Source organism: Glycomyces artemisiae (assembly GCF_003002955.1).
Lineage (GTDB): Bacteria > Actinomycetota > Actinomycetes > Mycobacteriales > Micromonosporaceae > Glycomyces > Glycomyces artemisiae.
On the sequence record NZ_PVTJ01000010.1, the window covers coordinates 142,268 to 156,995 of the forward strand.

11 protein-coding genes are annotated in these 14,728 nt (G+C 71.4%); 9 read left to right on the forward strand and 2 right to left on the reverse strand.

The window, feature by feature from the left end; all coding sequences use genetic code 11:
* The first annotated feature begins 8 nt into the window (after positions 1-8).
* Entirely contained in the window at positions 9-788 is a 780-nt protein-coding gene (locus tag B0I28_RS22775; RefSeq protein WP_146148204.1) for an SURF1 family cytochrome oxidase biogenesis protein, read from the forward strand.
* A gap of 3 nt (positions 789-791) precedes the next feature.
* Here B0I28_RS22775 and B0I28_RS22780 read toward each other — a convergent pair whose 3' ends face one another.
* Positions 792-2,969, reverse strand: coding sequence for a transglycosylase domain-containing protein (locus B0I28_RS22780; RefSeq protein ID WP_106366151.1), 2,178 nt, complete (start codon positions 2,967-2,969; stop codon positions 792-794).
* A gap of 233 nt (positions 2,970-3,202) precedes the next feature.
* Between B0I28_RS22780 and cobA the strand changes: the two genes are divergently transcribed.
* From cobA to B0I28_RS22820, 8 genes are all read left to right on the forward strand, one after another.
* Positions 3,203-4,396, forward strand: coding sequence for a uroporphyrinogen-III C-methyltransferase (cobA, locus tag B0I28_RS22785; RefSeq protein ID WP_106366152.1), 1,194 nt, complete (start codon positions 3,203-3,205; stop codon positions 4,394-4,396).
* Between the two features lie 228 nt (positions 4,397-4,624).
* Positions 4,625-5,716: a DUF1611 domain-containing protein gene (locus B0I28_RS22790; protein WP_106366153.1), complete on the forward strand. Its 1,092-nt coding sequence runs from the start codon at positions 4,625-4,627 to the stop codon at positions 5,714-5,716.
* 393 nt (positions 5,717-6,109) lie between these two features.
* Positions 6,110-8,731, forward strand: coding sequence for a fibronectin type III domain-containing protein (locus tag B0I28_RS22795; RefSeq protein ID WP_106366154.1), 2,622 nt, complete (start codon positions 6,110-6,112; stop codon positions 8,729-8,731).
* Positions 8,732-8,788: 57 nt separating this feature from the next.
* Positions 8,789-9,769 carry an AAA family ATPase gene (locus B0I28_RS22800; RefSeq protein ID WP_106366188.1) on the forward strand — a complete coding sequence of 327 codons (981 nt, stop codon included), beginning with the start codon at positions 8,789-8,791 and terminating at the stop codon, positions 9,767-9,769.
* Positions 9,766-11,013 carry a DUF58 domain-containing protein gene (locus B0I28_RS22805; protein WP_106366155.1) on the forward strand — a complete coding sequence of 416 codons (1,248 nt, stop codon included), beginning with the start codon at positions 9,766-9,768 and terminating at the stop codon, positions 11,011-11,013. The genes B0I28_RS22800 and B0I28_RS22805 overlap by 4 nt, the downstream gene beginning before the upstream one ends.
* Positions 11,010-13,172, forward strand: a complete 2,163-nt coding sequence (locus B0I28_RS22810; protein ID WP_106366156.1) for a transglutaminase TgpA family protein — start codon at positions 11,010-11,012, stop codon at positions 13,170-13,172. The genes B0I28_RS22805 and B0I28_RS22810 overlap by 4 nt, the downstream gene beginning before the upstream one ends.
* A 92-nt stretch (positions 13,173-13,264) precedes the next feature.
* Positions 13,265-13,480, forward strand: coding sequence for a DivIVA domain-containing protein (locus tag B0I28_RS22815; protein WP_106366157.1), 216 nt, complete (start codon positions 13,265-13,267; stop codon positions 13,478-13,480).
* A gap of 75 nt (positions 13,481-13,555) precedes the next feature.
* Positions 13,556-14,005: a hypothetical protein gene (locus B0I28_RS22820; RefSeq protein ID WP_106366158.1), complete on the forward strand. Its 450-nt coding sequence runs from the start codon at positions 13,556-13,558 to the stop codon at positions 14,003-14,005.
* Between the two features lie 62 nt (positions 14,006-14,067).
* Here B0I28_RS22820 and B0I28_RS22825 read toward each other — a convergent pair whose 3' ends face one another.
* Positions 14,068-14,715 (reverse strand): HNH endonuclease family protein, encoded by a 648-nt coding sequence (locus B0I28_RS22825; RefSeq protein ID WP_106366159.1) that lies wholly within the window; start codon positions 14,713-14,715, stop codon positions 14,068-14,070.
* Positions 14,716-14,728 lie beyond the last annotated feature (13 nt).

Genomic DNA, 14,728 nt, shown 5'->3' on the forward strand with positions numbered 1-14,728 from the left:
TAAGCGGCGTGTTGCAGCGATACCGGTTCGTGTTCACGCCCCGCTGGCTCCTCCTGACGCTCGCGGGCGTGGTCGTGATGGTCGTCTGCGCCCTGCTCTCCCAGTGGCAGTGGGGCCGGGCGGTGGAGCGCGCGGCCGCGAACGAGGTCATCGAGACCAGCACCGAGTCCGCCCCGATCGACGACACGCTCCCCGCCGCCGAGGGCCTCGACCCCGACCGGCGCTGGACCCTCGTCGAGGCCACCGGCGTGTACGACGCCGACCAGGAGATCGTGCTCCGCGCCCAGACGAACGACTCCCTCAACGGCTTCGAGATCGTCACCCCCCTCGTCCTCGAAGACGGCACCGCCGTCCTCGTCGACCGCGGCTTCGTGCCCTCCGAGAACACCGGCGCCGTCCCCGACTACCCCGCCCCGCCGACCGGCGAGGTCACCGTGACCGGCCGCGTCTACGAGTACGAGGAGGCCTCCGGCGGCGTCACCGAGGTCGACGGGCACCTGGAGTCGCGCCGCCTGAGCATCGACATGCTCGGCTCCTACTTCGACTACGAGTTCCGCTCGGCGTGGATCGCCGACATCGAGCCGGCCGAGGGCCTCACGGAACTGGAGACGCCCTCGTTCAAGGACTGGCAGAACTACTCGTACGCCGTCCAGTGGGCCCTGTTCGCCGCGCTCGTCCCGTTCGGCTGGATCACCCTCGTGCGCCGCGAGCGCAAGGACCTCGACGAGGCCGCCGCCGAAGACAGCGGAACGGCCGCCCCCGAAGCGGAAGCGGCCGATTCGCGCTGACGGCTAATCCTTGCCGTCGTACTGTATCTCCCTCGACGGCGCCTTGAAGTCGATCACCGGCTCCCCTTCCAGGGCCTCCTTGAAGATCGTCCCCACCGTCTCCTTCGACTTCGTCGCGTTCGCCGTCCCCACGGCGTTGAATATGTAGTCCGGGTCGGCCATGAACGCCCCCACCGTCAGCTGCGGCGTGTACCCCAGGAACCACGAGGTGCGGTTGTTGTCGGTCGTGCCCGACTTGCCCGCGACCGGGCGGCCCGCCAGGTCCCCGACGACCGGCGAGGTGCCCCACGACCCGCACTGCGCGCCGCGCCGCGCGGTCTCGGTGACGCACCGGCCCGCGTCGGTCGCCGCCCGCGCCACGTCCTTGTCGAGCTCCTGGTGGCAGCGCGGCGCCGCCGTGTCCAGCTCCTGGCCGTTCGGGTCGATGATCCGCAGCGCCGGGATCGGCTCGCAGTAGTTCCCCTCGGCCGCAAGCGTGTTGAACACGTTCGTCATCTCGATCGGTTGCACGTCGGAGACGCCCAGCGTGAACGGCCCCCAGCCCGAGCGCCGCTCCTCCGACGCGTAGTACGCGTCGCCCTCGCTGCGCCAGTGCAGGCCCATCCGCTCGGCCATCTCCACGGCCTTGTCCGCGCCGACCCTGTCGATGAGCTGCGCGAAGTACGTGTTCACCGACATCCCGAAGCCCGACCACATGTCCCGGTTGCCCGCCATCGCCGCCGAGCTGTTCTTCGGGCACCAGTTCCCGCCGCATGCCGTCGTCGCCGACACGAAGCTGGTCCGGACCTGGTTGGGCGAGTAGATGTTGTAGTCCAATGGGTAGCCCGCGTCGAGCGCCGCGAGCATCGTGAACACCTTGAACGTCGACCCGGCCTGGTACCCGCCGGTGTCGCCCCCGCCCAGGACGGGGTTCACGGTGTTCGGGTAGTTGCCCTTGCGGTCGAAGGACGGGTTCGAGTGCGGCCCGTTCTTGCTCTGGTCGTAGGAGAACGTGCGGTTCAGGCCCAGGGCCTTGATCCGCCCCGTCCCCGGCTCCATGAGGACCGCGCCGTGCGCGAGCTTCGAGTCCTCGCTCTTCTGGTGCGTCACGGTGTCGTTCGCGAGCTTCTGGAGGTCCGGGTCGAGCGTCGTGATGATCGTGTACCCGCCGCGGCGCAGCTCCTGCTCGCGCTCGGCAGGGGTCGCCCCGAACGCGTCCTGCGCGCGCCACCAGCGCCGGAAGTAGTCGCAGAAGAACCCGTACTCCGAAGTGGTGCCCTCCACGCCGATGCACGAGTTCGGCGGGTCGGAGACGTTCAGCTCGATCGGCAGGCCCCGCACCTCGGAGGCGTCGCCGCGGGACAGGTAGTCGATGTCGGTCATCCGGTCGAGCACCCAGTTGCGGCGCGCGAGCGCGTCGGTCTGGTCCGAGACGATCGGGTCGTACGCCGACGGCGCCTGCACGAGCCCGGCGAGCGTGGCCGCCTCCTGGAGGTTCAGCTCCGACGGGTGCTTCGAGAAGTACACCTGCGAGGCCGCGAAGATCCCGTACGCGTTGTGCCCGAAGTACGCCTGGTTGAGGTACCGCTCCAGGATCTCGTCCTTCGAGAGCTGCTCCTCGACGGCCATCGCCAGGCGGGCCTCGGTGAGCTTGCGGGTCGCGGTCTGCTCGGTGGCGGCGATGACCTCGTCGATCGAGTCGGCGTTGAGCTGGAGCGCGCCGCGCACGTACTGCATGGTGATCGTCGAGGCGCCCTGCTCGACGCCGCCGGAGGAGTTGTTCGCGACGAACGCGCGCACGATGCCGCGGTAGTCGACCCCGTTGTGCTGGTAGAACCGGGCGTCCTCGGCCGCGACCATGGCCTGCTGCATGACGGGCGCGACCTCGTCGAGCGTGACGTGGCGGCGGAACTCGTCGTAGAACAGGGAGATGAGCGTCTCGCCGTCCGCGGCGTAGACGTACGAGGTGAGCGGCGGGTCGGTCTCGGTCACCTCGACCGACAGGGTGTCGATCGCGTTGAACCCGGCCTTCGCGCTGAGCCCGGCCATCGCGGCCAGCGGGAACAGCAGGGCCGCTATGGCGAGCCCGGCGAGGACGCTGGTGCGCAGCAGGGCGTACACCCCTTCGGCGGGCGGTCCGGGTCGGTCGCTCCCGAGTGCGGACAGTCCGGGCACACGGTGCTGGCGGGGTCGATCGCGCATATATCCAGCCTAGGGCACACGGATGACCTCAAGGTGAAAATCCTCACGAGCGTCGGTATCGCTTTCATCAAGGGGCGAAACGCAAACCGGACTCGCATCACTCCAGGCCGACGCGCCACGGGAGTCGTGCGTAACAGGCTCGCAATCCGCCGGTTAGATGCCCGCGACGAAACCTGCCTACGCTTGTCGGAGTCCATTCACTTTGTGCAATCGCATCACCGGAGGAGGCACGCGTGTCGGTCTACGAAATCGGCCTGCGGCTCGCGGGGAAGACCGTGCTCGTCGTCGGCGGCGGGACCATCGCGGGCCGCCGCGTGCCCCGGCTGCTCGACGCGGGCGCCCGCGTGCGCCTCGTCGCCCCCGAGGCCACCACGACCCTCTCGGACCTGGCCGCCTCCGGCGAGCTCCAGTGGGAGCGGCGCGAATGGCGCGCGGGCGACGGCGACGACGCCTGGTTCGTGCTCGCCGCGACCGACGACCCCGCCGTGAACGCCGCCGTCGCGGCCGAGGCCGAGGCCCTGCGCACCTGGTGCGTCCGCAGCGACGACGCCGAGGCCTCCGACGCGTGGACGCTCGCGCACGCCGCCTTCGACGGCGTCAGCGTCGCCGTCTCCGCCTCCGGCGACCCCCGCCGCGCCGCCGCCGTCCGCGACGCCGTCAGTGCGGCCCTGCACTCGGGCGACATCGACGCCCCGCGTGCGCGCCGCACCCGCCCCGCGGGCGTCGCGCTCGTCGGCGCCGGCCCCGGCGACGCCGACCTCATCACCCTCCGCGGCCTCGAACTGCTCCGCCAGGCCGAAGTGGTCGTCTCCGACCGCCTCGCCCCGCAGGAGCTGCTCGACATGCTCGGCGACGACGTCGAGATCGTCGACGCCGCGAAGCTCCCCTACGGGCGCCACACCACCCAGGAGCAGATCAACGCCGTCATGGTCGAGCGCGCCCGCGAAGGGAAGTTCGTGGTCCGCCTCAAGGGCGGCGACGGCTTCGTGTTCGGCCGCGGCGCAGAGGAGCTCGACGCGTGCCTCGAAGCGGGCGTCCCCGTCGAGGTCGTCCCCGGCCTGTCCTCCTCGATCGCCGGGCCCGCCGCCGCGGGCATCCCCGTGACCGAGCGCGGGGTCGTCCACGACTTCACCGTCGCCACCGGCCACGTCCCGCCCGGGCCGCAGAGCCTCGTCGACTGGCACGCCCTCGGCGCCGGGAACGGCACCGTCGTCCTCCTCATGGCCGTCAAGAACCGCGCCGCCATCGCCGCCGCGCTCATGGAGGGCGGGCGGCCCGGCGACACCCCGGTCCGGATCGTCGAGAACGCGACGACGAAGAACCAGACGGTCCGCGAATGCGAATTGTCCGACCTCGGCGTCACCGAAGCGCACCACCCGTCCGTCATCGTCATCGGGGCCGTCGCCGCGCGAGGCCGCGAACTGTGAGTTTTCCCAGGTAAAACCCGGTTTCCCGGCGGCGTCGAGGTGTCACCTCGGCGCCGCCGCAGTTTTACCTAATCCACTCTTTACAAGCCCGAACACAGGCCGTAATATTCGTCCATCAACAGCGCGGCGATCGCCGTGTCTGCCACCGTGGCCAGGTCTCGGACCACTGGTGTACTTCCAAATGAGCGGGTCCTCTCGCTCACCCTTTTTGTCCTCTTTGGAGTGTGCATGCGCATTCGTGAGTTCCCTGCTGAGCTCGCTTCGCGGCTCAAAGTCGCGTACGCGGTCCGCAACGTCGACCTGACGCTGCCCGGACTGACCCTGGTGGACGAATGCGCCCCCCGCGCCGGCCATATCCTGGCCGCCCGGGTCGACGCCATCGGGCACCACAACTGGCTCGAACTCTCCACCGGCCGCAAGGCCGCGATCTACCCCGGGGACGAGATCCTCCTGGCCTTCGGCGAGCGCTACGCCCCCGACCAGTACGAGTCCCGCATCCCCGACGTCCTCGGCACGTCCGTGGACCTCGTCGCCGCGGGCGGCGTCGCCGGGGAGGTCCTCTCCCGGCACGGCGACATGCGCCCGCCGACCCGCCTGGAGCCCATCGGCATCCTCGCGGACCGCGAGGGCACGCCCGTAGACCTGCGCCGCTTCAGCGTGCTCGCCCCGTTCGGCCTGGGCGACCACCCGCCGGTGGTGTGCGTCGTCGGGACCTCGATGAACGCCGGGAAGTCGACGACCGCCGCGTCCGTGATCCGGGGCCTGTCGCGCTCGGGCCGCCGCGTCGCGGGCATCAAGATCACCGGGACCGGCGCGGGCGGCGACCCGTGGATGTTCCGCGACTCGGGCGCCGTGGTCGCCGCCGACTTCACCGACGGCGGGTACCCGACGACCGCGGGCGTCCCCGTCCCCGAGCTCGCCGAACTGGCCCAGACGCTCTACCACCACGCCGCCGCGCACGACGTCGACGCCGTGGTCATGGAGATCGCCGACGGCATCCTCCAGTCCGAGACCTCGGCGCTCCTGGAGTTCCCGCTCGTGCGCGAACTCGTCGACGGCGTCGTCCTCGCCGCCGCCGACGCGGCCGGGGCCCGCTACGGCGCCCAGCACCTGCGCTCGCTCGGCCTCCCGGTGATCGCCGCCTCCGGGCGCCTCACCCAGTCCCAGCTCGCTATCCGCGAAGCCGTCGCGGGCATGGACGCGCCGGTGTACACGCCGAACGAGCTCGCCGCGCCCGAGGTGGCCGCCGAGATCCTCGCGATGGCCGGCGTCTCGCGCTCGCGCCGCGCCGGGGTCCTCGAACTCGGCGAGGCCGCCTGACCTACTTCTTGTCCCTACTATCCATTCGGCAGGACCGCGGCGGCGCAGCAGCAGATGCGCCGCCTCGGCGAGAGAGAAATGAATATCTGAGAACCTGACGGGCGGTGCGCCCTCTTGGCGAAGCTTGCGAGCCATCAATTTGACCAGCGCACCGCCACCTCTGTGTCTGGAGCGACTCGACCGCACCGCTACGTGGCGGTAACCTGACCGGCTTGTGTCACTTAGGGATACCCGAGACCGATACCGTCTTGTGACAATGGCAGCCTAGTCCTAGTTGCACCCGCGAATTAGGCTCGGGTTCGTGCGCCTCCCTGACCGCACCCCGCCCGCGCGAGACCCGCGCAGGCCCGCGAGCCGCCGACTTGCACCAGAAGCGCAGAGGAACTCACCCCTATGACCACTCGGAACGTCGACGCCCGAAGACTCAACGTCAAGGGGCTGCTCATCGCCGTAGGCCTCCCGGTGGTCCTCGTGGGCGCGCTCGTCGCGACCCTCCTCGGCACCGGCGCGTTCAGCCGCGAGAACGAGGGCGAGGACGCCAGCCTCTGGCTCTGGACCACCCCCCTCGGCGAGATCGCCCGCGTCAACGGCCTCACCGCCGCCACCGACGTGCGCCTCGACATCACCGACGCCGCGGGCAACGCCGTCCAGATCGAGCAGACCGACTCCCACCTGCTGCTGCGCGAGATCGCCACCGGCAAGGTCTCCGCGATCGACCTCTCCACCCTCGAAGTCACCGGCAACGCCGAGACCGCCCCCGGCGAAGGCGTGCGCGTGGCCCTCTCCGACGACGGCGCGTTCATCATCGACCAGACGCAGGGCCTGGTCAACCAGGTCGACCCGTCCACGCTCTCCGCGATCGGCGACCCCCTCCAGTTCCCGGCCGGGCTCACCGGCGGCGCGTTCGACGCCGACGGGATGCTCTGGGTCGGCGTCCCCCGCGAAGGCACCATCGTCCAGATCGAGCCGCGCGACTCCGGCGCCAAGACCGCCGCGACCGAGGTCGTCGCGCAGCCGCGCCAGGAGCTCGCGCTCACCGTCCTCGGCGACGGCGTCGCGGTCCTCAACTCCACCGCCAAGGAGATGACGACCATCCGCACCGACGGCCGCCGCGCCGTCACCCCCGTCGAACTCGCCGGACCCGCCGAGACGGCCGTGACCAGCCCCGGCACCATCGCTTCGGTCACCGTCACCGACCCGCCCTCGATCGTCACGGTCGACGACGAGCAGACCCGCAGCTTCGCCATCGGCGCCGGGTCCTCCGAACTCCTCGGCGCCTCAGTCGAGTTCCACGAGCGCATCTACGTGCCCGACGGCGCCTCCGGTCTCGTTTGGGTCTACGACCTCGACGGCAACGAGCTCCAGCGCATCGAGATCGACTCCGGCGGCGGGCCCGTCGAGCTGTACCACACCGGCGACACGCTGTTCGCCAACGCGGTCAACACGAACGCCGCTGTCGTCGTCTCCGCCGACGGCGTGGCCGCCCTCGCCCCGAAGAACCGCGACGACATCCTCGGCGGCGACGCCCCGCCCACCGAGGACGACGGCGGCGACGAAGGCGACGAGGAGGGCGACGACGAGTCCGCCCCCGAGGTCGGCCCGCCCGGCGCGGTCACCAACCTCGACGGCACCGTCGGCGACGGCACCATCAACCTGTCCTGGGACGCCGCGCCGAACAACGGCTCCGCGCTCACCAAGTACGTCGTCGAAGGCGCGGGCCAGAGCTGGGAGATCGCACCCAGCCAGCGCGTCCTCGAAATCGGCGACCTGGAGAACGGCCAGGGCTACACCTTCACCGTGACCGCCCACAACGCCGAAGGCGCGGGCGACACGGCCACCTCCCCGACCATCACCCCCTCCGCCGAGGTCCCGGGCGCCCCCAGCGGCGTCGAGGCCACCGCCAACCCCGACGGCACGGTCACCGTGAAGTGGGACGAGGCCGACGGCCAGGGCAACGACATCTCCGGCTACCAGGTCGAGTCCGTCTCGGGCACCGGCGAGCGGACCGTGGTCGGCCAGGCCAACGGCACCGAGCTGAAGACCGCCGCCGGGACCCTCGACTACGGGACCCAGTACGCGTTCCAGGTGACGACCCTGTCCGGGTCTGCGGCCTCGGCTCCCTCGGAGCTGTCGGCCACGGTCGTACCGTTCAACGTTCCGGATGCGCCTGGCGACCTGCTCGCCCAGAGCTCCGGCTCTGCGGCGGGCACGATCGACGTCTCCTGGAGCCAGCCGTCCAACAACGGCCGCGACATCCAGAAGTACATCGTCACCGCCGGCAGCCAGACCAAGGAAGTCACCAGCGGGACCACTACGAGCATCTCCGGCTTCAACAACAACGAGCAGGTCAACGTCTCGGTGGTCGCAGTGAACGAGGCCGGCCAGTCCGAGCCCGCCACCACGACCTCGAACACCATGAGCGCGCCGACGGTCCAGATCTCCAGCCATGAGTCACTCGCCAACCAGATCAACCTGACCTTGGCGATTGATGACGGCGGCAGTGACGACGCGCAGTGCACCCTGCTCAGCGACGGCGTGAACCAGTCGACCCAGTCCTGCCCGGATGTCTACGCCGTGACCGGCCTGTACGCCTCGACCAGCTACAGCTTCCAGATCAAGATCTCAAACCCGGCCGGGGAGATGACCTCCTCGACCTACAGTGCGTCGACCACGACGATCAACGGCCAGATCTACTTCCGCTGCGACGAGGGCTACGACACCGCCTACTGCAATTCCGTCGACGGCATCAGCGTCTACAGCACCACTAACAACAACGGCAACTCGATCGGCAAGACGCATTCCGGCGACCGTTACAAGGCCTACTGCTGGGCGAGCGGCGAGACCGTCGACGTGCGTGGTCAGGAAAGCGACGGTTACCACGACTACCACCCCGACAAGAACGCCTCCGACAAGTGGATCAAAATCGACTACGCTTCCAACGCGTATGTGCCGTTCGCATGGCTGAACATCGACGGCGTCGGTAAGAACTCCGTCGGGGACCTCCCGGAGTGCTAGCAGGAGACATGAATGCACGACACCGAGCAGACCCACCCGCTGCGGGTGCCTAAGCGCATGCAGCAGCAGGTCCAGCTGGGCGCCGCGCAGGCCGAGCAGTTCGCCGCCGCGTTCGAGCGGCTCGCCGCGGCGGTCGACACCGTCGTGCTCGGCAAGCAGGAGGTGGTCAGGCTCGCCCTGACCGCCATGTTCGCCGAGGGCCACATCCTCCTCGAAGACGTGCCCGGGACCGGCAAGACCACGATGGCCCGCGCCATCGCGGCGGCCGTGTCCGGGCAGTGGCGTCGCATCCAGTTCACGCCCGACCTGCTGCCCTCCGACGTCTCCGGCGTGACGATCTTCAACCAGGCCAGCGGCGCATTCGAGTTCCACCCCGGCCCGGTGTTCGCGAACATCGTGATCGCCGACGAGATCAACCGCGCGAGCCCCAAGACCCAGTCGGCGCTCCTGGAGGTCATGGAGGAAGGCCGCGTCACCGTCGACGGCCGCCCGCACCAGGTGCCGCAGCCGTTCCTGGTGGTCGCGACCCAGAACCCCGTCGAGATGGACGGCACCTACCGCCTCCCCGAGGCCCAGCTCGACCGCTTCCTCGTGAAGCTCTCCGTCGGCTACCCCGTCGAGGCCGCCGAGATCGAGGTCCTGCGCGGCACCCACCAGCGCAGCCCCGAGCACCTCGCCGCCGTCGTCGACACCGACACGGTCGCGCAGATGGCCGAGATGGCCAAGCACGTCTACATCGCCGAGCCGCTGTACGCCTACCTCGTGCAGCTCGCGAACGCCACCCGCAACCACCCGCAGGTCGCCGTCGGCGTCAGCCCTCGCGGACTGATCGCCCTCACCAGGGCCGCCAGCGTGTTCGCGCTCTCGCAGGGCCGCAGCTACATCATCCCCGAGGACGTGAAGGCCCTCGCCGGACCGGTGTTCGCGCACCGCATCCAGCTCGCGCCCGACGCGGCGATGCGCGGGGCCACCGGCGCTCAGGTCGTCGCCGACGCCTTCCACCAGGTCTCGGTCCCGCTGCCCGCCTCGGCGGCATGAGCGGGGCCGGTGCGGCCGCGGCACCGGAGGCGCCCGCCGCGTCTCGGTCCACTCTGGCCGAACGGCTGCTCGCGGTCCCGATCACGGCCCGCGGGGCCGGCCTCGCGGCCGCCGCGCTCGCGCTCCTCGCCGCCGGATGGGTCTGGGGCTACCCCGAGCTCGCCGCGATCGGCGCCGCCGCGGCCCTCGCGTGCGTCGCCGCCGGGTCGGTGATCGCCGCGCGGCCCCGCCTCAGCGTCGAGCGCACCGTCCACCCCGACCGGGTCTCGGTGGGCCACACCGCGACCGTGCAGCTCAACGTCACGAACACCGGGCGCTGGCGGGCCGTCAACGCCCGCGCTGTGGACGCCTATGGCGGTACAGGAATCGAGACGCGCCGCGTCGCCGTCCCGCTCGCGCGCCTGCGCCCCGGCAAGAGTGCGTCCGCGAGCTACACGATCACCGCCGAGCGCCGCGGCGTCGTCGACGCCGGGCCGCTCGGCATCGGCAAGCGCGACCTCCTCGGCCTCGCCGCGACCGCCGGGAACTTCGGCCCCAGCGGGCGCCTGTGGATCCACCCGCGCCTGCACCAGCTCGCCCGCACCCCCGACGGCCTCGCCCGGTCCCTCGAAGGCACGGCCGACAAGATCGAGCAGGGCTCGCAGACCTTCCACGCCCTGCGCGAGTACGTCATCGGCGACGAGCTGCGGCACGTCCACTGGCGCACCTCCGCGCGCATCGGGAAGCTCATGGTCAAGGAGCACCTCGACACCTCGCTGCCCACGGTCGCCATCGCGATCGACGACCGGCCCGGGTCCTGGCCCGCCGAGCCCGTCCCGAACCCGCTCAAGGACCCGTTCGAAGCCGCCTGCGAGGCCGCGTACTCGGTCCTCACCGCGTGCTTCCGCGCCGAGTACCACGCCGCGCTCGTGCCCGCTTCCGGCGCGACCGTGTCCGGCGCGGGCCGCGACTCCTACGGCGACCTGCTCGCCGAGCTCGCCCCGAACGCGACCGACACGCTCGACGCGTACGTCGCCCGCCTCACCGCCGCCCGCTACGGCGACACCCTCGTGTGGATCACCGGGACCGAGCCGCCCACCGACCGCCTCGCGCTCCTCAAGCGCGCCTACCCCACCGTGATCGCCGTGCACCTCGCAACCGGGCTGCCCGCCTCCGCGTCCCTCGTCGGCGGCCTGCCGACCGTCCGCGCCGGCGACGGCGACCAGTTCGCCGCGGCCTGGAACAGCGGCGGGACCCGCCTGTGACCGCCATCCAGCGCGACCGCCCCAAGCGCAGCGGCCGCCGCGTCCGCTACCGCCTCCGCGTCGCCGCCGTCGCGGCCTCACTGACGCTCATGTGCGCCCTCGCGGGCGCCGTCGCCGCCCGCGTCTACCACGGGCAGCTCCTCTACCTCCTCGTCGCCGGGGCGGCCTTCGGCGCCTTCGCGATCGGTTTCGCGCTGCGCAACCGGCCCGCGTTCCTCGCACCCAGCGCGTCCCTCGTCGGCCTCGCCGCGTACCTCCTCGCCGCCATCGCGATCACCGACGACGGCGCCGACCCGCTCCCCGCGACGATCGTCGACGCGCTCGTCAACGCCGTGCCCCGCACGCTCACCGCGCTCATCCCGGTCGAGCCCGCCCCCGACACGGTCGTCGTCCCCGTCTTCCTCACCTGGCTCGCCGCGACCCTCGCGTGCGAGTTCGCGATCCGCTACGGCCGCACGCTCCTCGGCTGCCTCCCGCCCGCGCTCCTGTACGGCGCCGGGCTCTACCTCGTCGGCCCCAACGCCGAGGTCGGCACGGTCTCGGCCGTCGCGTTCTGCGTCCTCGCCGCCGCCGCGCTGGCCGTCACCGCCGCCCCGCCCGAGCGCCGCCCCGACACCGACGCCGTGGTCGACGGTCCCGCGCCCTCGCGCGCGCCCGCGCTCATGGGCATGGTCGCCACCGCCGCGGTCCTCCTCGCGGTCATGGCGCTCCTCGTCCCGGTCGCGGCCCGCCTCGTCACCGCCAGCCCCGGCGACCCGCGCGAGTACGTCGAGCCGCCGCAGCTCACCGACATCGACCTCAACCCGCTCGTGCGCATCGCCGAGTGGTCGAAATACCCCGACCAGGACCTCTTCAAGGCCGACACCAGCGCCGACGCGTGGATGCGCCTCGCCGTCCTCACCGAGTACGACGGCACCACCTGGCAGGCCGCGGGCGACTTCCGCACCGCGGGCACGGTCATCCCCGGCAGCGGCGACGCGAGCTACTCCGCGGACGTCGAGATCATCGGCCTCGGCGGGAAGCTCGTCCCGGCCGCCGCCGACCCCGCGACCGTGACCGGCCTGCCGATCGCCGTCAACCTCACCACCAGGTGCCTCCTCACCCCCGACGGCCTCGCCACCGGCACCGCGTACCACGTCGACTCCGCGCTGGTCGCCGCCGATCCGGCCGCCGCCGAGAACGCCCGCGCGAACCTCGCCGACGCCGCCACGGTCGCCGTGCCGCCCGGCACGCCCGAGATCATGGCGACGATCGCCGACTACATCCGCACCACGTACGACACGCCGTATGCACGCGCCCAAGGGCTCGCGGACTTCCTCGGCCAGCACTACGCGTACAACCCCGAGGCGCCGTCGGGCCACGACCTGCCCTCGCTCGGGTTCTTCCTCGGCAGCCCCGTCGACGCGGGCGGGCAGCGCGGCACCAGCGAGCACTTCGCGGCCGCGTACGCGGTCATCGCGCGCCTCATCGGCCTGCCCAGCCGCGTCGTCGTCGGCTTCGAGGTCCCCGGCGGCTCCAGCACCGTCACCGCCGGGCAGGGCTCGGCGTGGCCGGAGGTCGACTTCGACGGCGTCGGCTGGGTGCGCTTCGACCCGATGCCGCCGCCCGACGCGGTGCCCGTGCCGCCCGAGGACACCTTGGAGCAGATGGAGGAGGAGACCCCCAGCCCCGAGGAGGACTCCGGCGGCGGGGGCGAGGCCGAGGACTTCAACGACGAGTCCCTGGAGCAGGACGGCGACTTCGACGACGCGCTGACCGAGGACGCCGGGGGCCTGCCGGTGTGGGTCTGGTACGCGATCGGGGTCCTGCTGCTCGCGTGCGTGCCGCTGGTGCTCAAGGCCCGCCGGGCGCTGCGAAGGCGCCGCAGGCTCACGCGCGGGACGCCCGCCGAGCGCGTCGCGGGCGCGTGGGCCGAGGTCCTGGCGTCCGCCGCCCGCGCGGGGGTGAAGGTCCCCGGCCACGCCAACGCGGAAGAGGCGGCGGCGCGCTTGGCGACCCTTGAAGCCGATATCGGGCCTTTGCCGCGTCTGGTCAACGCCGCGGCGTTCGCCCCCCATGCGGTCTCGGAATCGGACGCCGATGCGGCCGCGGCCGTCGCGTCCGACTACTCCGGCAGGATCGGACACCAGGTGAAAAGGTGGAAGCGTTTCCTCACTTAGTTTGTGCCCGTAAGAAGTTGATATTTCCCCACAAATTCATCCGGCGGTGGCCCGATCCCAAAGCGTGGCGCTGACCTGGCAGACTGTGACGCATGGAGAACCCCTTCTTCTCTGTCCGTTTCCGCGGATACGACCGCGCCCAAGTCGACCGCGCCGTCGCCCGCATCAGAACCGCGACGGACGCCGGTGCCCCGCCCCACCCCGACTCGCTCACGAACATGGGCTTCCAGCTCACCCTGCGCGGCTACGACACCGCGGAGGTGGACGAGTACTTCGCCGAGGTCGCGAGGACGCTCCGCGGCGGTTAGTCTGGGGGCGTGACCGCGCAGGATCCGTACCATCCTCATCTCCAGCCGCCCCCGGCCCCCGTGAACCATCCCCAGATGCAGCCCGCCCATCCGGGCCCGCCGGTCCACGGCTACCCGCAGCCGTACCAGCAGGTCCCGCAGTTCCAGCCCGCCGCGTACTACTGGCCGCCCGTCCCGGCGCCGGTGGTCATCGACGGCTTCCAGATCGTGCAGCCGCGCCTGCGGCCCATCCCGTCCGGCCCGGCGATCGGCTCCCTGGTCGCCGGCATCGGCGCCGTCCTCGGCGCGCTCCCGGGCATGCTCTTCGCGATCGTGACCCCCTGGGCGGGCGTCACGTTCTTCATGAGCTCGGCCCTGTTCGGGATCGGCGCGCTGTTCCTGGCCCTCCACGCGCGCAAGCAGATCCGAGGCGCGAACGGCGGCATCTCCGGCAAGGGCGTGGCCCTCACCGGCCTCATCATCGCCATCGTCGCGCTCTCGTTCGCCGCGATCACGGCCCTCATCACCACCGCGAACTTCCTGTGAACGGCGGCGGCGCCCCCGGAATCCGGGGGCGCCGCCGCGGTCGCGTCCTAGCAGGCCGCGTCTTAGCAGTACGTGTCGAAGTGCGACTGGATCGCGGATTTCTCCGCCGAGTCGATCGTGAGGTCGTACAGGTACTTCACGTGCGTCCACGCCTTGACGTAGTCGCAGCGGACCGAGGAGTTCGAGGGCATCCACTCGGCCGGGTCGTAGTCGCTCTTCGAGGAGTTCGCCGAGGTCGTCGCGATCCACAGCTGCGGCGAGCTGATGTCGTTCGCGAAGTCCTCGCGCTCGGCCGTGGTCCACGCCCAGGCGCCCGACGCCCACGCCTCGGAGAGGGCCACCACGTGGTCGACCGTCGCGTTCGAGACTGTCGAGGTCCACTGGTTGTCGAAGTCCGACTGCCAGGAGCCGGAGTCGGGCTGGCAGTCCGAGCCGGTCTCGACGTTGCTGCCGTCCCGCTTGAGGACGTACTGGCGCGCGGTGCAGCCGTCGCCCACGCTGGACCAGTGCGGGAACAGGTCCCGGTCGTACGAGTCGCCGTGGGACTCCGAGGCCACGGTCAGCGCGTTCAGCTCCGACTGTGCGGTGGACAGGGACGGGATGCCCGGCGGCCGCACCGCCTGCGCCGGGGCGGTGTCGAGGACGAGGACCGTGAGCACGGCGAGGGCCGCGGCCGAGACGAGCGCGGCCGCGCGCTTGAGTGTCTTCATTGAGGCTCCTGCG